We start from the raw sequence: 18,852 nt of genomic DNA on the forward strand, positions 1-18,852 counted from the left end.
TTAAATGATATTCTATTGTGTTTTGTTCTCAGCCGCGGGAGAAGCTGTTTCTTTCTGCTTTTTCTCAGCATCGGCCTTTTTCTTCTCTTCTTCCTGTTTCTTTTTATTTTCTTTTTCCAGCTCTGCTTTCAGTTTTGTCTCTTCATCCTGAAGTTTTTTAGCCTGTACTAAAGAATCCTGATATTTCTGTGAAGACATCCTGATCTTACGGACAATATCTATTGATGTTGCTCCATTTGAAAAAGAATCAACAGCTGTTGTATCATAATTCATCTTTACTTCCTGTTCTCCTTCAAAACCGTGAGTTTCTTTCTTTGAACAGGCAGCCATAAACAGCAATATAATAAAAAGTACAGCAGATAAATTTTTCATGGAACTAATTTAGCAGAAATTCAGCAATTACCGGATAATGATCCGATAATTTTACAGACTGATCCACTTTATAGCTTAAAGGAATAATGGATTTTGAGGTGAAGATATAGTCAATTCTAAGAGGAACCTTATAATCATGAAAACTGGTAGATATTCCGTTTCCTACGGTGAGAAAAGCATCCTGAAGATCTTTTCCCAGACTATAATATTCATAAGAATTCGGTACAGAATTGAAATCACCCGCCAGAATTACCGGATAAGGAGAGAAATCAATAACCTTTCTAATTTTTCTGATTTGTTCTTCATGGGCTTTAAACGTTGGCGTCATATGAGAAAGCAGGGTTGAAATTTTATCTTTCTGTTTTCCAAAACCATCAAACTGAAACATAGATTTATGAAGTCTGAAAGGTTCCAGATAAACGTTTACCACTCTTATGATTTTTCCATTGATATCAACATCTGCATAAAATGAATTCCCTCTTGAATTATCCTGAATCAATTCTTCCTGTCTAACAATCTTATGTTTTGTTTTAAGAATTACGGTAGGATATTTTACAAGATCTTTTCTTATAGCTCTGTTCGTGTCTTTTTCCTGAACCAGAATAATATCGGCATTCTGATCCTTGATATATTTTTTTACTTTATCCCAGCCAAAATCACCGTATTTCACATTGAATGTAAGCACTTTAATATCTCTGATTGTTCTTACATTGGCTGTTTTGGGAGTAAAATTCACCCATCTTCTTATTGGATTATAGAAAACCAAAATTCCCAAAGCAAATACAATGGCTATTTTTTTTCTTTGAAATACCCAGATCAGCGTCATCAAAATATAAGTAATAATCAGGTAAGGGAAGCCCAAAGAAAGCAAATTAAGATTTCCCAAAAGATTAGGTGGAATCCATGCATTCCCTAATGTGCACAGCAATAAAACGGCAACGGCAATATGTAGAAATAGCAATATCTGGTTCGGCTTCATGAAATAACGATCTAGGTACGGATTTTTTTAATCAAAAACCCTACCAAGCCGATAAATTTTAACTAATTTTATGATTATTAGTTCTTTAATGAAAAAGTTGCGACCACAGGATAATGATCTGAAAACTTTACAGTACGGTCTACTTTATAGGAAATAGGCTGTATGGATTTTGAGGTAAAGATATAATCAATCCTGATTGGAAATTTGTAATCATGGAAGCTCGTAGCACTCCCTTTTCCTGCTTTCATAAAAGCATCTTCCAACCCTTCAGATAGATGATAATATTCGTAGGAATTCGGCACTGAATTAAAGTCTCCCGCCAGAAATACCGGATACGGAGACTGATCAATTCCCGTCCTGATTTCACTCACCTGATCCTGATGCTTTTTAAAAACCGGAATAAGCTTTTTTACAATATCCCGCAGCCTTCTCTCATCCTGTTCTTTATCACCATCCATCTTCACCATCGACTTATCAAATTTATACGGTTCCAGATAAGCGTTAACAAAACGATATACCTTTCCTCTGATTTCAATATCAGCCTGGCTGGCATAAGCATTATTCAGGTCATAGTTTCCTTCAATCAGACTTTTAGTATCTACTATCCTGTGTCTGGAATAAAAAGCAAGAACTCCGTTATTATGTGTAATTTTAACTTTTGACATCCCTTTTATTGTAAACTCACGTCCTCCATCTTCCTGAAGCACAATTACATCTGCATCCATTCTGTTCAGGTACTGCTCTATTTCCTGAGCTCCAAGAACTCCAGCTTTTATATTAAAGGTAACCACTTTGATATCATCTGAACTGCTTTTCTTATCAGGGGAATAATTGATCCATCTTTTAACGGGGCTGATAAAAATCAACCCAACCAGCATAAACGCAAAAGTTCTTTTTTTCCAGCTGAAAAGCCAGAACAGGGTACAGATGATATAAGCCGCAATAAGAACGGGAAATCCTAACGAAAGCAGATTGAACCACGGAAATATCTTAGGCGGAATATAAGCATTCATTAAGGTTCCCAACAACATGAACAAAATGCCCAAATGCAGGATAAGTACGATGAGGCGGAAAACTTTCACAGCAGGTCTTTAATTGAATCGGTACAGATGCTTCTTCCAGTTTCGTGCCAGAATCCATCCCACCAATGCTCCTCCCACGTGAGCCAGATGAGCAATTCCTCCTCCATTTCCGGAAACTCCAAGGTATACAGAAACTATAATAACAATAGGCATCAGATATTTTACTTTTATAGGAACCGGAATAAACATCATCATAATCTTTGAATCCGGATAAAGGGTTGCAAAGGCAGCCACCACTCCGAAAATTGCACCAGAAGCTCCTACCATTGGAGTTGCTACAATACCTCTGAAGTTTTCCAGCAGTTCTTTTTGTCTCAGGACAGATTCTGCATTTCCTGAAAATTCAACGCTTGCGCCCGACAAATATGCATTTACATTAAACCCCAGTTGTTGTAGTTCACGGGTATATTGCTGTGCTTCAATAAAATTCCATCCGTTAAAGAGGAAAAAAGCTCCTAATCCACTTACGAAATAAAGGATGAGATATCTTCTTTCTCCCAAGGTCTGTTCCAGAATAGGCCCAAAACTATACAGGGTCAGCATATTAAACAGAATATGCATAATACTTCCATGCATAAACATATGGGTAATGATCTGCCATGAATGGAAGAACGGAGAAAAAGGATAAAATCCGGCAAGGTATTCTATGGCCTTACTTCCCAGAAAATAGGAACCAATAAATACGATGATATTGATTATGATAATATTTCTTGTAATGGGCGGTATATTGTTAAACATCTTTAAAATTTGTTTTTAAAATCATTAAACGGAACTTCGTAGAAGCATCTTTTCCCATCCGGTAAAAATTCCGGGAAACCTAATGCTGTAAAGTCTTTAATCACCTGTTCCGCATCTTTTTTATAAATAAAATCGAATCTTGATTTCGACTGCATTTTGCTCCATTGGTTATGATAATAATGCATGAACTCTTCTTCTGTTTTATATTCCAGGATCTCAAACAGGTTTTCGAGGAACTTCATCGCCTGTGTTTCTTTCAGCCCTTCCGGAAGTGAATCTATTCTGAGTACACTTTCATGGGCAATTTTCATTTCGAACCCCAGTTCCGGAAGATATTTTTTGAAAGCATTATATTTTGTCTTCTCTATTTCATTCATATGATACTCCAGAGAAAACAGCAGCGCATGACTGTTTGTATTTGATTTTCTGGTGGATTTGTTATTTTCCGAAACCAGCAGTCTGTGCATTCTTCCCAGATCCAGCATCAGCGTCACATCTCCTTTATTGAACAGCCAATACCCGTTCGGAAGCCTCATCAGGTCTTCATCAAAATCTTCATCTTCAAACAAATTGATCTTAGAAGGTTCTGCAGTGATATTCTGATGATACATTTCCGTAAGATTCTGAATTTCTTCCGGCTGTACATTTCTTTCTTCCAGAAACGGATTATAATCTTTATCAACAATAATTTCAGGCATCTTGATCATTCCCCCGCCTCCACCATTGCCTTTGCTTGGGATAGGTTTGTTCATCATTTCATCCAGCTCCGGATCTCTGTCGAAATCAAGACTTGGAGAAACGTTATAAATTCCCAAAGATCTTTTAATGGTTGAACGCAGTAAAGCAAAAATAAGGTGTTCATCCTCAAATTTCACTTCTGTTTTCTGCGGATGAATATTCACATCTATTTTCCCCGGATCCAGTTCCAAATAAAGGAAAAAAGAAGGAACGTAGCCTGGTAACAGCAATCCTTCAAAAGCTTCCTGAACCGCTTTGTTAAAGTATGGGCTTTTGAAATACCTTCCGTTAACGAAAAGAAACTGTTCGCCCCGGTTTTTTTTAGCACCCTCCGGTTTTGCAACAAATCCGTGAAGCTGGCACCAAACGATATCTTCTTTAATAGGGACAAGCTGTGGCTGAAGTTTTCTTCCGAACACATCAACGATACGCTGCATCTGGCTTCCTTTTCTCAGTCTGAAAACGGCTTCATCATCATGGAAAAGAGAGAATTCCAGGTTTTCATGAGCCAATGCCACACGCTGGAACTCATCAATCACATGACGGAATTCAACATTATTATTTTTAAGGAATTTTCTTCTTGCCGGAACGTTATAAAACAGGTTTTTCACCATAAAGTTGGAGCCGTCTGCGGTCTGCACCGGGTCCTGAAACTGGAAAACACCTCCTTCAATGTAGATATTGGTTCCGATTTTGGCATCATTCTGTTTGGTTTTCAGTTCAACCTGAGATACCGCAGCAATAGAAGCCAATGCTTCCCCTCTGAAACCTTTGGTAGCGATCTTAAAGATATCTTCTGTTCCTTTGATTTTGGAGGTGGCATGTCTTTCAAACGCCATTCTGGCATCTGTCTCAGACATTCCTTTTCCGTCATCAACTACCTGGATCAGGTTCTTGCCGGCATCTCTTACGATCAACTCTATTTTAGTTGCTCCAGCATCAATAGCATTTTCCAAAAGTTCTTTCACTATGGATGCAGGTCTCTGCACCACTTCCCCTGCCGCAATTTGGTTCGCTACATGATCCGGTAAAAGCTGAATAATATCTGACATAAAACGTGTAATCAACTTACAAAAATAGTCAATGAAATCGGGAATTAAAAGATTAAAGCCGTGAATTACTATTTAAATTATCAACAAATCAACAATCCTGCCGGAAATGCCGCTGGCAGAAAACCTTTGACAGTCTGTCTTCATTAAAAAAGAACAGTCCTCTGATTGCTCATAACAAACAGAGGACTGATTCACAGCTAGTTTACACAAAAAATAATACTGATATTTACTTTATAATTTAGTCTTCAAAGACAAGCTTTCTTTTTTCCTTTCTGTTAGGAATTCCGTGAATTTTGTCATACAGATAGGCCAAAATGTTCGGTTTTTTATAAATTCTGCTGTATCGGTATCTCGTATTGAAGTGTCTTACATGAATTTTGTAAGCATCATATCCGATGACGATCAGAAGACAGACACTGATGACATAAAACACTCTAAACTCGAGGTAATAATAGGTCAGTCCTGAGAATACCGCTCCTAAAACATAGGCCGCCATAATACTCATCAACAGTTTTGCCCTTCCGATCAGTTCTCCGTTTTTACGGTATTTTTTCTGGGTAAACATGGAGAGTAAAATTCCAAGGTCGGTAGTGGTTCCCGTAAGATGGGTTGTTTTTACCGAGAAATTGGAAATACTTGCTGTGAGACCATTTTGAAGTCCCGTGGCAAAAAGCATCAGTGCGACCAGATATTCTGTTTCTTCCAGTGTTTTCTGATAATACAGCTGGCCGTATACTCCTACGAACAAAAGACATATAATCTCTAGTACGATTGGCATTGCATGAGCAAAATATTTACTTTTTTTATTAAAGTTGATGACGATGAAGTTGGACAGGAAACTTCCAAAGAAGAATAAGAAGATCCACCCTCCTACTACTGCTACCTGCGTCCAGTTGGCTTTACTGATCTCTGCCGCTAAAATGGCGTAATGTCCCGTTACGTTAGACGTAAATGAGAGGAAAATCAATAGAGAAGCTATATTTATAGTACCTGCAGTGAATGCAGTCAGCGTTCCCAATCTGATGTTGTCTCCCAACGTTCTGCTGTTACTATAATTTCTTAACATTTTTTCTTTTTTTAAATCGTGGGTTTATTTTTTAGGCTTCAACAAAGATCTCAGCCAGTCTTCCTCTTTCCGGAAGCCTTTCAGGAACTTCTACTTTAACTTCCTGAGACTGCAGTTCTTTACATTTTTTGATATAAGGAATAAGGTCGAATTTTCCTTTTCCTTTACTTTTAATAGATGGAGAATAGTAAGCCTCCTCAATATTCTCTGCTTTCACATATTGGTTGAATGTTCTCTGGAAGCTTCCCGTGAAAATATCACAGACGATCTTATCGACTAAATGCGGGTATTTATTCCTGATGATACCGTAGGCGTCACAAAATTCTTCCGGTCTTATCTTACTGAATATGGTACTCTTGGTATTGAATAAAAGATCCCTGATAGAATCTCCCTGGTCATATCCTGAAACAAGAAGTATTTTATACTGATTCTGATCTTCCTGTGAATCTTTCTCTTTCAGTACTTTTTTCAATATGTTTAAAGACTCAAGAGAGTAATCTGTTGCAATTAAAATTGTTTTAGCCATGTTCTTTATGATTTTGTTTTGTGTTGATCTTTTTTGATGATACAAAACTAGAACGGCCAGATTAGAAGATCTTTGGAATGGAATTAAAATGTGATTAAAGAGATTAAAATGAGATTAGAAAATTGTTAACGGGAGTTAACATGGCGGAAAAGGAGACGGTATTATTATTGAAAATCAACTACTAAGATTTATGCACCAATAAGAAATAAAGGAGCTGTTTCTACATCTAAAATTATAAATACGCTTTAAAGAAATCAAAGAGGCACTTTGAAATTTACCCTTCCGGATACATGCTGTAAAAATTCGGGAAGCGCATCTGTACGGTGGTTCCGTGGTTTTCGTGAGAACTTACGATCAGTTCTCCCTGATGCATTCTTACGATATTTCTGGCCAGAGGAAGCCCGATTCCATAACCTTCATAGTTTTTGGTATTGGAAGCTCTGAAAAACGGATCGTAAATCTTATTCATTTCCTCTTCAGGAATTCCGATCCCGTTGTCTTTTACGATAATGTATACATCGGTATCTGTAGCTCCAAGCGATACTTTCACCTGCTGGAAATTGGAATATTTACAGCCGTTACTGATGATATTGGCTACCGCGAGGTGTAAAAGCTGTTCGTTGCCCTGCACTTTCAGTTTTTTAGGATTATCAGGAAGCATACTGATATCCAGATAGATATTATTTCTTGAGTCTATTTTCCTTAGTGTTTCGATAACATCCCATAGCAGCTGATCAATTCTTACCTTATCCATTTTCTGGATCTTACCGTCAAAACCGGTTTGTGCAATCATTAATAGTGCTTTGATCTTTCTGTCCAGCTTTTCAGCTTCATCCAGAATGATTTCAAGGGTTTCTTTGTATTCTTCTGCTGTTCTGCTGATGGAGAGCGCAACATCTGCTTCGCCCATAATTGAGGTAAGCGGTGTTCTTAGTTCATGGGAAACATTTCCGATCAGGTGATTCTGGGTTTCAAAGGAGGTTTCAATGCGGTTGAGCATTCCGTTAAAGGTATCCACCAGCTCATTCAGCTCCTTATTATCAGGCTGTGCCTCCAATCTCAGGTGAAGATTTTCAGAACTGATCTCCTTTACTTTTCCTGTAATTTTCAGGATCGGCTTAAATAAGGTTTTAGACAGATAAAAAGAGAAGATCATACTGAAAAACAGGGACAGTACAATACAGGTAATCAGTGTTCTTTTTAAAAACCCGAGGTAATAAATAACATAGTGGTTTTTAGCTGAAGCAATGGCAATGTAATCTTTATCATCATACCTGAAAGTCTGGCCTATGTAGTAAAACTCTTCATCGTTATAATTGGCTTCTCCTTTTTTTACGATGTTTTTGAAAAAAGAATCCGGGATATGTACCTCCTTAGAGATCTTTGTGAAATTGGAATCCGAAGGAACAGCAAAAACATAATCCCTTTCCATGGGAAGTTCTTCGTCATTCAGGCTGTTGAGAATATAGTTTTCCGGAAGATCAAGGTGGTCTTTACTTTTTTCGATCTGTACAATAGTAGCCGTACGAATCTTCAGCAACTCATAAAACCTCTGATGTGAAAAGTTGACGATTGAAAAGTAAACCAAACCGCTGAACAGCAAGATGATGGCCGTAAAAACCAACATCAGAAGCACCATCGTTTTGGTCTGATTTGTGACAACTTTATTAAACATTCATTAAGGCTTTTTCAAAACATATCCCATTCCTATTACCGTATGGATCAGCTTATTATCCTCGTGACTATCCAGTTTTTTTCTTAAATAATTCACGTAAACATCCACAACATTGGTTCCCAGTTCATAATTAACACCCCAGACGGCATCCAGAATTTCTGCTCTGGAAATCACTTTTTCAGGATTGTTCAGAAAATACAGCAGCAGCTTATACTCTGTAGAAGTCAGTGAAATATCTTCTCCTGCACGGGTTACTTTTTTAGTATAATCATTAACGACAAGATCAGAAAACTGAAATACATACTCATTATCAGGTTCCGGTTCTGCTACTTCCTGCGGCACATGATTATGACTTCGTCTTAAAAGAGATTTTACACGCGCTACCAGCTCTATGAATTTGAAAGGTTTCACCAGATAATCATCTCCTCCGCTTTCCAGACCCAGAACGATATTTTCTGAGGTTCCCAATGCCGTTAAGAATAAAATAGGAACACTCTGATTGGTTTTTCTTATTTCTTTGCATACATCCAGACCATTCATTTCCGGAAGCATAATATCCAGGATAACCAGATCAAAATCATTAGCCTGTACCAGCTGTACACCTGTACGCCCGTCAAAAGCAACAGAAACTTCGTATCCGTTTTCCTGAAGTCCCTTTTTTATAAAAGATACTACACTGGTTTCGTCCTCGATGAGAATAATCTTTTTCATTGAAATAAGGAATTCCACAAAAATAGGAAAATTTTTTCTGGAGACCGGGAGCCAAACAACAAGAAAGTTAAGATTCCGGTTTTAAAGCAACCTCCGATTGAATAATAATTTTGAGTGAATTGATCATCTCCTCCACACAATCTATACAGAATAATATTACCTTTGTCTTCCATCTTATGGTGAAAAAAATAATTCAGGTTAAATGATAATAGTATGAATGACTTTTTAATAGGTATCGGTAAGCGATTAAAGGATATTAGAAAAAAGAATAATTTAACCATCAATGAACTGGCCTTTAAAGCCAATGTGAGCAACGGCCTTGTTTCCCGGATTGAAAACGGAAGAACAATTCCCTCTCTTCCTGTTTTACTTGACCTGATTCAATCTCTGGAAATTGATGCCAGCTATTTCTTTGAAGGTGTAGAGAAAAGATCTCATGCTAAATTCATTTATGTTCCCAAAGAAAGCCAGCAGGTCATAGAAAAAGAAGTTGAAGCTGAAGGCTTCAGATATATGCACATTTTCAGTAAAAGCCTTCATTCTTTAGGTTTTGAAGCTGTGCTACTAACTCTTGAACCTCATTCCAAAAGGGAAAAAGTGATTACCGATGCCTGGGAATTCAAATATATTCTGAAAGGAGAGGTAAAATATATCATTGATAATGAAGAAATTATTTTAAAAGAAGGAGATTCTTTATATTTCAACGGTAAATTCCCGCATGTTCCGGTAAGCATCAGTAATGAAAGCTGTGTAATGCTTGTTCTCTACTTCTATACTGCTTAATAAAAGTAAACTTTCTCTCAGCGTTTGATATTGATCCTACATAAATTCTGTTAACTTCTTCAGGCAGAATTACATTTTTATATTCACTTTCTTTAGAAATCCAGCCAATCATTTTTACAAAAAGTTTACTATTTGTAAACTTTTGAAATCCTGATTTTATTCAAAATGAACTTTATATTAACAAAAAAATGAATTTCTTCTAAAAACGAAAGTCTTTCAACCAATCTATCAACAAGTCCAAAACATCTTAATATAAAGGTATTTAAAATAAATTTCTAATTCTTATCTCACTTTTACAATACTTTTTCAGGTAAAATAGAAGTAACAAACGGCCTGAATTTATTAAACAATACTTAACATAAAATATTTATATATATTAAAATTATTAGCGTGATTTGCATGAAAAATTTAATATATGTAAAAATGAAAACAAATTTAGAGAAATTACTTACCCTTGTTTTTGTCTGTTTTATCATTTTTGTTTCAGCACAGAAACAGTTAATTATAGGAACAGTTCTGGATGACAGCCAGCCTTTACCAGGTGCCTCCGTTAAAATAAAAGGTTCATCTAAAAATATAACCACCGATGTTGACGGAAAGTTTACCATCAATGACATCAAAGAAGGTCAATACACCTTACAGATCAGCTATATCGGCTATGAAACCGCAGATATAGAGATTAGTATAAAGCCTGATGAGACGGCAGATCTTGGAATGATAAAGCTTTCCCAACCCCGAAAAAATATTGATGAAGTGGTAGTAACGGGAACTTTAAAGAATACCGAAGCAAGAGCTTTAAATCTTCAGAAAAATGCCATCAACATTACCAATGTTATTGCCTCCGACGGAATCGGAAAGCTTCCGGACAGGAATGCCGCAGAAACTGTACAGCGTGTACAGGGAGTGTCTATAGAAAGGGACCAGGGAGAAGGAAGATTTGTTTCATTAAGAGGACTCCCTCCCTTCTGGGCTTCTACAACGATCAATGGAAACAGGCTTCCAACCGCTGAGGAAGAGACTACTTCAAGGGCTACAGCCTTCGATTTTTTCCCTACAGAACTCATCTCTTACGTACACGTTAACAAATCTTTCACTCCCGATCTGGAAGCAGACGGAATAGGAGGAGGAGTAAACTTTATTACCAAAACCCCTCCCATGAAAACGGAATTCAGGGCAACGATCGGAAGCGGATATAATGCCAAAGCAGATAAGGGAGTTTATAATCTCGGCCTTTTATACGGCGGAAGAACAAAGGATAAAAAGTTTGGGTATTTATTTAATTTTGCCCACTTCATCAGAAACTGGTCTACCGATAATTTTGAAGCTCGGAGAAGTGGTGATGAAGGTGTTTTCAGAATGGAGCTGCGTGATTATAACGGAGTCCGGAAAACAACTGGGATCAATGCCGCTTTTGAATATGTGCTGTCTCCCAAAACGACCTTCTACGTCAAAGGAATGTACGGAACTTTATCTGATAATGAAATGCACTATAAGCACAGAGTCAGATTTGATAAATTCAGTGCAGCGAACAATACCGCCAGAGTAGAGCTTCAGAATATTCATAATCTCCTGATCACCCAGCTTACTTCTGTTTCTGTAGGCGGAATTCACAATTTAAACAAAGGGAAAATTGACTGGGATTTATCTTATTATGATAATCAGTTCAAATACGGAAATATCCCGGATAAGCAAAACAATTCTTATTATGTGATTAAATATACACAGTCCGGAGTAGGCATTAATGCGGATTATATGTCAGACCGCGGAAACGGCCCGAGAGCTTACTGGAAAGCAGATGGAGGAAAATTAGATTACAAAAACCCGGATGCTTTATTTGGTTTTTACAGTGATCCGAATTTCAAAATGGACGCTTCACAAATGAAATTCACTGATCTTGAATTCTATAAGGTTTTTGTACAGGAAAAAGATAAGATCGTTGCAGGATTCAATCATGAAATCAATACTTCGGATAAACTTACTTTAAAATACGGTTTCAAGTACAGAGATAAGGAACGTAATGCAAAGTTCTCTGATATTTTCTATACCTGGAGCAATGGAACAGCACCTTTTCTTTCAGATTACGCCCAATACATCACCACCCAGCCCAACGCCCCTAAATACCTCAGTGATATGAACGTACATTTCGGAAACACCTTTGGGCCTGTACTTTCTGCCGGAGGAATGAATCAGTTCTGGTATGACAACCAGGGAAACCTGAAAATCAACACGGCAGATTCTGAAGCCCTGGAATATAATAAAGCATTAGGAAGAAACTTTGATGTTTTTGAAAAGCATGCCGATGCCTATGGAATGGGAACGTACAAAATCAATGATAAAATTACGGTTTTAGGAGGAATCAGGTTATCCAATACCAATACCCGCGTAAAAGGTTATAATGTAATTGATAATGTGTTGACTCCTGTAGAACATACCAAAAATTATCTGGCTGTTCTTCCTATGCTCCACCTGAAATATTCCTTAAATGATAAAACCAATCTTCGTTTTGCAGCAACAAGAACTTTTTCAAGACCGAATTTCGGAGATTTAACACCGGGAGGAACTTATATTGAAGCTGATAACGAATTCAAAGGCGGAAATCCCAATCTTAATCCAACGTATTCATTGAATTTTGACCTGATGGGAGAATATTATTTCTCAAATGTCGGAATCCTGAGCGGTAGTATTTTCTACAAATCCATTACCGACCCTATTTTCCAGGATTCTTTTATCGGAAACTATAATGGAATGACCGGGGTACAGTTTTCTGCTCCGAATAACGGAAGTGCAGCATGGCTGGGTGGTATTGAACTGGGCATCAATAAAAGGTTTGATTTCCTTCCCGGATTCCTTCAGTATTTCGGAACCCAGGTCAATGCCACTTTCATGACTTCTGAAATGGAAAAACCCAGCGGAAGAAAAGTAAAACTTCCCTATCAGGCTAAAGAACTCTATAATGTACAGCTCTTCTTTGAGAAAAAGGGATTCAATGCAAGGCTGGCTTATAATTACAAAGGAAAATATGCTGTAGAATATGCAGAAGAGGATCTTAATGACTCTTATTATGGAAAATACAGCAGTCTGGATTTCGGTGGATCTTATCAGCTTACCAAATATCTTTCCCTGTATGCTGACGTCAACAACATTCTGAATAAGCCTCTGATCTATCATTTCGGAAAAAATGAAGACCGTCCTGAGCAGGTAGAATATTATGGAGTGAGATGTAACCTTGGTATTAAACTGAATTTTTAAACCACAGTAATGATCAAAACCTCCCATCAAAAAACAATGGTAATTCTGAAAGCGGCCTTCGCTGCTTTCGGAGTCTACTTCTGCATGTATGGTTTCAGGAAACCGTTTACTGCCGCCTCTTTTGAAAGCCTTTCTTATTTTGGGGTTGACTATAAGATCCTGATCATCATTGCCCAGGCAGTAGGATATTTTATTTCAAAATTCATTGGCATCAAATTTATTTCTGAACTGAAACCGGAAAAAAGGATCGTTTATCTCTTCGGATTTATTACCGCTGCCGGGCTTGCCCTTCTTGGATTTGCTGTTGTTCCTGCTCCTTATAATATCATCTTTATGTTTTTCAACGGGATCCCATTGGGAATGATCTGGGGAATCGTTTTTTCCTATATCGAGGGGCGTAAAGCTACAGAAATCATCGGGTTATTTTTATGTTCCAGTTTTGTGGTGTCTTCCGGATTTACGAAATCGGTCGGGAAGTTTTTAATGGATACATTCCATATTTCAGAATTCTGGATGCCTTTTTCTGCCGGACTTGTTTTTATTATTCCCCTGATTATTTCCGGGTTGCTTCTTGAAAAAATTCCGCAGCCTTCTGAAGAGGATATCCTGCTTAAGAATAAAAGGCAGCCCCTTAACGGCGCTGAGAGAAAGAAACTGATCCGAAGATTTTTCATTCCTATTACCTGTATCATCTTTCTGTATGTATGCTTAACGGTTTTGCGGGACTTCAGGGATAATTTCAACCGTGAAATCTGGGACGGAATGCATTTCAAATTCGACAGTTCTGTTTTCACATTAACAGAAATCCCGATCGCAGTAATGGTACTGCTGATCTTAAGCCTGATGGTAAGGGTAAAAAACAATAAGAAAGCATTTGCTTATTATCACTATATCCTTTTGGCCGGAATTCTTACCGTGGGGTTTTCAACATACCTATTCCAACAGAACCTGCTGTCTCCTTTTTTATGGATGACGGTCTCAGGATTCGGGATGTATATCTGCTATATTCCTTTTAACGGAATTTATTTTGACCGGATGATTGCGGCTTTTGAAATGAAAGGAAATGTTGGTTTTCTGATCTATACCGTAGATTCATTCGGGTACCTCGGAAGCGTTCTGGTGCTGCTTTATAAGAATTTCGGTTCTTCCCGTACCTCATGGCTCAATTTTTATATCGGGCTGAATTATATTATTACAGCCGCCGTATTCATTCTTTCGGTGATTGCTTTTCTGGCGTTCAGAAAAAAGCATAAGCCGAAATCAAACTCTAACCCATTCATCAATTTCGATACTTCGAAAATTTAATAAATTATACCAAAATGACAGCAAAATTTGATTTAATCGTTGTGGGAGGCGGAATTTTAGGAACATTCCATGCTTATCATGCTCTGAAGAAAAATCTTAAGGTAGCTTTACTGGAAAGAAACTCAATACCTCAGGGGGCTACTGTAAGAAATTTCGGACAGGTAGTTCCATCCGGAATGGACCTTAAATGGCAGAATTTCGGAAGGGAAAGCCTTGCCCTTTATAATGAACTGCATCAGCAGGCAGATCTTACCATCAGAAAAAATGGCTCAGTATATATTGCATCCAATGATGATGAAGTTCAGCTTATTGAGGAACTCTATGAGATCAATCGGAATAATGATTATGACTCTGTTCTGCTATCCAGGAATGAGTGCATCAAAAAGTATGATGGACTGCGCTCGGATTACTGTAAAGGAGGTCTCTTTTTCCCACAAGAACTGTCTGTAGATTCTGCTGATATGATTGTAAAACTTCATCAGCTGCTTCGGGACAAAATGGGATTACAGATCATTTATAATACGACTGTTGTTGAAACGTATGAAGACGATCAGAAATGTGTCGCTATTACAGCTGACGGAGAAAAATATCTGGCTTCCAGGATTATTATTTGTGGCGGACATGAGTTTAAAACATTATATCCTAATGTATTCAATGAGAGCGATCTGGAAGTAAGTAAACTTCAGATGCTTCAGACCAAACCTCAGGGAATTTATTCTCTTCAGGGAAATATTCTGACCGGGCTTTCCATCAGACGGTATGAGTCATTTAGTGAATGTCCTTCTTTCCAGAAAATCAAATCGTTAGAAGACCCCAATTCATTTGAGAAAAAATACGGAGTTCATATGCTTTTCAAGCAGGCACTGGACGGCTCAGTCATTCTTGGAGACTCTCATGAATACGCAGATGCTAAAAATGCAGACGACCTTGGTTTTGATCTTAATATGGAAATTGATGAATTCATGATCCATGAGGCCAGAAAAATCATAGATCTTCCTACTTACGAGATTCAGAGAAGATGGTTTGGGGTCTATTCACAGTGTAAAACGAAAGATATTTTCGAACATAGCCCTTCTCCGAATATTCATATTGTAACAGGAATCGGAGGAAAGGGAATGACGGGAAGCGGTGGCTTCTCAAAGTTTAACATAGAAAAAATTTACGCATAAATTTCAATGAAAAATATAGAATTACTGGTTCTGGATATGGCCGGAACAACAATTAATGAAGATAATGTAGTCTACAAAACGCTTACAGAAGCCGTTAATGAGCATGGCTACACCGTTAGTTTAGATAAGGTTCTTGTAAGCTGTGCCGGAATGGAAAAACTGGAAGCCATTACCAACCTGCTGAGAGAAATTAACGGAAATGAAGAAGATGCCGTTATTATTTTTAAAATTTTCTCTGAAAAATTAAAACAGGCTTACCACAACCTTGATGTAAAGCCTATCAACGGAACCGAAAATTTCTTATTAAAAATGAAATCCCTGAATAAGAAAGTTGTGCTTAATACAGGGTATACTTCTGAAATTGCCCAGCAGCTTCTAAGCAAATTACAATGGAAAGAAAATATTCATTTTGATGCTCTGATTACAGCGGATGATGTTTCGGAAAGCAGACCAAGCCCTGAAATGATCAATCTGGCTATGAGGAAATTCAATATCGCTGAGCCTGGCAGCGTCTTAAAGGCAGGAGATTCCGTCATTGATATTGAGGAAGGTAAAAATGCTGGCTGCGGATTGACCATTGCTGTTCTTTCCGGTGCACAGAACAGAAAAGAGCTTGAAAAGGCAGAACCTGATTATATCTTTAATACCATATCTGAGGCTGAAAGCATTCTTTAAACTTTTCTTTCAACAGTACTTATTTTATTCAGCCTCAATTTAATTTAAACACAGCCGCACAGAAGTTTTATTAACAGGATGTGCCGTTGTGTTTTTTAATATCTCTATTTTCCATTCAAATCGTGATTTAAAGTAAATTTTTAATTATCAATTAATTAACTTTTTGTTTATATATATTTACAAATAGTAAACTAATTTTACAATTATTAAAAATAAATTACTATTTGTAAACATTTCTCTTTCAAAAAATATTTTTTCCTATGAAAACAAAACTCTTTTCAATGGCAGTTATAATGAGCTGTTTATTAGGTGCACAAACCAAAAAAGTCCTTTTTATTGGAATAGATGGCTGTCGTGCCGATGTCATGATGTCTTCCGGCATTCCAAACATCCAAAACCTCATCAGCCAGTCCATTTATTCTCTGGATGGTTTATGTGCGGCCACAACCTGGAGCGGAAACGGCTGGAGCACGATGCTTACAGGAGTATGGCATACGAAGCATAATGTACAGGACAATAATTTTACCAGTCCCAATTTTGCCAATTACCCTGATTTTCTCACCAGAGCCGAAAGCCATAATCCCAATTTAAGAACAATCTCCCTGGCACACTGGACTCCCATCAATGATAAGATTGTTCAGAACGCAGATGTAAAAACCAATTTCGGAACAGATCTGGCGGTAAAAAATGCAGCGGTTAATGCTTTACAGAATGATAATCCTGATATTTTATTCGTTGATTTTGATGATGTAGATCATGCCGGACATTCTTACGGTTTCTCATCCAGTGTTCCTCAGTATGTTTCTTCTATACAGACTACAGATTCTTATATTGGAGAGATCATATCTGCAATGAAAAACAGGGCTTCATATCATAATGAAGACTGGCTTGTTGTGTTAACCACAGATCATGGAGCTGTTGATAGTTCTCATGGTGGTGGAAATCTTTCGGAAAGAAATATTTTCACCATCTATTCCAATCCAGGATTCACCCCACAGCAGATCAGTAAGACTGTTCTGGAATCTAATAAAACGTTTAACCAACTTAGCTTTCCGGCCGGAACTTATGCGAAACCTGGCAGCCAGACGCCTTTTAACTTCGGAACCAGCCAGGATTTTACCATTGAATTTTGGGTGAAGCCCAATGCCGCCTATTCAAGTGATCCGGTGATGATCAGTAATAAAAACTGGGCAAACGGAAAGAACAAGGGAGTGGTTATCTCGGGATATTCCGGGCAGACCTTTAAGATGAACATCGGAGACGGAACCAACCGGATTGACCTCGTTGGCGGTAAAGCAGAAACCGGAAAGTGGAAACATATTGCGGTAAGTTTTGACCGTGACGGCCTTGTCACCCTGTATGAAGACGGCGTTCCCGTAACTTTTGCCAAAATGAATACCATCGGAAATATAGACTCAGGACTCCCGTTAACGCTAAATCAGGATGGCACCAATACCTATGACCCTAAACTTGCAGCCTCCTATAAAGATGTCAGAATCTGGAAATCCGCTCTTCCCAACGAGGTCATTGCCAACTGGGCCAATCAGGATATTACACCTGCCCACCCTTTCTATGCTCAATTATTAGCTAACTGGAAATGTGCTGAAACTTCAGGAAATACTTTAGTCGATTCTGGTCCAAATGCCAATCATATGACCATTACCGGTTCTCCTACGTATAACACAGGGATTACTTCCGCATTTAAAATCTACAACTATGGCTCTACCACAAGAGAAACGGATCACCTTCCTACTGTACTCAACTGGCTTTGTATCCCGGTTCAGCCTTCATGGGGAATTGATGGTATAAACCGTATACCAGCCTGTTCAAACGAAAGTTTAGCGGTAAAAGAATCCTATGATGACATAAAAAGCGATTTTAACGTTTATCCCAATCCGGCATCAGAAAGCATAAGCATTGTTTATACTTCTGACGATAAAGAAATCCGGGCAGATATTTTGGATGCCAGAGGAGTTTCTTTTGCTTCAAAACAATTAAAATCCCCCAAAGGAAAGTATCACGAAAAGCTTGGAATAGAAGGGCTTTCTGCGGGAATGTACTTTATCAGGATCAGCGGAAGTAAAGAATCTCTTACAAAATCCTTCATCAAAAAATAAAACAGTAAAGTAATCAGATTTAATTTTTTAGATATTAGAACAAAGATATTTCTATCTGCGTTCTAATATCTTTTTTTATTCCAGAAACTACAGATGTAGCTCCATCTGTACATCCGCCCGGTCATATGCGGGACTGGTAACCGGCATATGCTGAAAACCTAATTTTTCGTAGAGTTTTATCGCAGGAACCAAAACTGAATTGGTCTCCAGAAAAACCCTTTCCGCTTTTAGCTCTTTTGCTTTTTCTATTAAAGTATGTCCCAGCAGATACCCGATTTTCTTTCCCTGAGCTTTAGGGCTTACCGCCATCTTTGAAAGTTCAAACGTAAGGGGTTCATTATTGGTTTTTACCAGGGCACAGGTTCCTACCACTTCGCCATTGAGCAAAGCAAAAACAACATGACCGCCTTTATTCAGAATCTGTTCTTCAGGATGATCCAGCAGCTTATAATCGCCGGGTTCCATGATAAAGAACGTTTTGATCCATTCTTCATTCAATGTTTTAAAAGTCTCTTTATACTGAGGCTCAAAATTGACAATTGTTACTTCATTATTTATATCACTCATCACTATATATTTTAATGTGGGTTCGGGTTAAGGAGTTTAAATGTAAAA

16 protein-coding genes are annotated in these 18,852 nt (G+C 37.8%); 6 read left to right on the plus strand and 10 right to left on the minus strand.

The features are described 5' to 3' along the window. Window positions 1-12: 12 nt before the first annotated feature. From FW768_RS14805 to FW768_RS14845, 9 genes are all read right to left on the minus strand, one after another. Window positions 13-372: a hypothetical protein gene (locus tag FW768_RS14805; protein WP_153396674.1), complete on the minus strand. Its 360-nt coding sequence runs from the start codon at window positions 370-372 to the stop codon at window positions 13-15. 4 nt (window positions 373-376) lie between these two features. Beyond that, the gene (locus FW768_RS14810) at window positions 377-1,351 is read right to left on the minus strand and encodes an endonuclease/exonuclease/phosphatase family protein (RefSeq protein ID WP_153396676.1); all 975 of its coding nucleotides are present in this window, start codon (window positions 1,349-1,351) and stop codon (window positions 377-379) included. A 77-nt stretch (window positions 1,352-1,428) separates the two neighbouring features. Next, window positions 1,429-2,433, minus strand: coding sequence for an endonuclease/exonuclease/phosphatase family protein (locus tag FW768_RS14815; protein ID WP_153396678.1), 1,005 nt, complete (start codon window positions 2,431-2,433; stop codon window positions 1,429-1,431). A 9-nt stretch (window positions 2,434-2,442) separates the two neighbouring features. Next, the gene (locus tag FW768_RS14820; RefSeq protein WP_153396680.1) at window positions 2,443-3,171 is read right to left on the minus strand and encodes a rhomboid family intramembrane serine protease; all 729 of its coding nucleotides are present in this window, start codon (window positions 3,169-3,171) and stop codon (window positions 2,443-2,445) included. A 2-nt stretch (window positions 3,172-3,173) separates the two neighbouring features. Further along, window positions 3,174-4,961 (minus strand): DNA mismatch repair endonuclease MutL, encoded by a 1,788-nt coding sequence (gene mutL / locus FW768_RS14825; protein WP_153396681.1) that lies wholly within the window; start codon window positions 4,959-4,961, stop codon window positions 3,174-3,176. Between the two features lie 238 nt (window positions 4,962-5,199). After that, window positions 5,200-6,027 carry a YoaK family protein gene (locus FW768_RS14830; RefSeq protein WP_153396683.1) on the minus strand — a complete coding sequence of 276 codons (828 nt, stop codon included), beginning with the start codon at window positions 6,025-6,027 and terminating at the stop codon, window positions 5,200-5,202. Between the two features lie 31 nt (window positions 6,028-6,058). Then, window positions 6,059-6,553, minus strand: coding sequence for a hypothetical protein (locus FW768_RS14835; RefSeq protein WP_153396685.1), 495 nt, complete (start codon window positions 6,551-6,553; stop codon window positions 6,059-6,061). Between the two features lie 274 nt (window positions 6,554-6,827). Further along, entirely contained in the window at window positions 6,828-8,228 is a 1,401-nt protein-coding gene (locus FW768_RS14840) for a HAMP domain-containing sensor histidine kinase (RefSeq protein ID WP_153396687.1), read from the minus strand. 3 nt (window positions 8,229-8,231) lie between these two features. Beyond that, complete coding sequence (locus tag FW768_RS14845) at window positions 8,232-8,939, minus strand: response regulator transcription factor (RefSeq protein ID WP_153396690.1); 708 nt, start codon at window positions 8,937-8,939, stop codon at window positions 8,232-8,234. Window positions 8,940-9,152: 213 nt separating this feature from the next. Here FW768_RS14845 and FW768_RS14850 point away from each other — a divergent pair, with 213 nt between their 5' ends. The 6 genes from FW768_RS14850 to FW768_RS14875 all read left to right on the plus strand — a co-directional run bounded on the left by FW768_RS14850 (window position 9,153) and on the right by FW768_RS14875 (window position 18,237). Further along, on the plus strand, window positions 9,153-9,722 hold the full coding sequence (locus FW768_RS14850) for a helix-turn-helix domain-containing protein (RefSeq protein ID WP_153396692.1): 570 nt from the start codon (window positions 9,153-9,155) through the stop codon (window positions 9,720-9,722). Window positions 9,723-10,145: 423 nt separating this feature from the next. After that, complete coding sequence (locus tag FW768_RS14855; protein ID WP_153396694.1) at window positions 10,146-12,971, plus strand: TonB-dependent receptor; 2,826 nt, start codon at window positions 10,146-10,148, stop codon at window positions 12,969-12,971. Window positions 12,972-12,980: 9 nt separating this feature from the next. Then, complete coding sequence (locus tag FW768_RS14860; RefSeq protein ID WP_153396696.1) at window positions 12,981-14,276, plus strand: DUF5690 family protein; 1,296 nt, start codon at window positions 12,981-12,983, stop codon at window positions 14,274-14,276. 14 nt (window positions 14,277-14,290) lie between these two features. Next, complete coding sequence (locus FW768_RS14865; protein WP_153396698.1) at window positions 14,291-15,445, plus strand: TIGR03364 family FAD-dependent oxidoreductase; 1,155 nt, start codon at window positions 14,291-14,293, stop codon at window positions 15,443-15,445. A gap of 6 nt (window positions 15,446-15,451) precedes the next feature. Then, complete coding sequence (locus tag FW768_RS14870) at window positions 15,452-16,120, plus strand: HAD-IA family hydrolase (protein WP_153396700.1); 669 nt, start codon at window positions 15,452-15,454, stop codon at window positions 16,118-16,120. A 260-nt stretch (window positions 16,121-16,380) separates the two neighbouring features. Further along, on the plus strand, window positions 16,381-18,237 hold the full coding sequence (locus tag FW768_RS14875) for a LamG-like jellyroll fold domain-containing protein (RefSeq protein WP_153396702.1): 1,857 nt from the start codon (window positions 16,381-16,383) through the stop codon (window positions 18,235-18,237). A gap of 87 nt (window positions 18,238-18,324) precedes the next feature. Here the strand turns inward: FW768_RS14875 and FW768_RS14880 are convergent, their stop codons facing one another. Next, window positions 18,325-18,804, minus strand: a complete 480-nt coding sequence (locus FW768_RS14880) for a GNAT family N-acetyltransferase (protein WP_153396704.1) — start codon at window positions 18,802-18,804, stop codon at window positions 18,325-18,327. Window positions 18,805-18,852 lie beyond the last annotated feature (48 nt).

The organism is Chryseobacterium vaccae, assembly GCF_009602705.1.
In the GTDB taxonomy this organism is placed as follows: domain Bacteria; phylum Bacteroidota; class Bacteroidia; order Flavobacteriales; family Weeksellaceae; genus Chryseobacterium; species Chryseobacterium vaccae.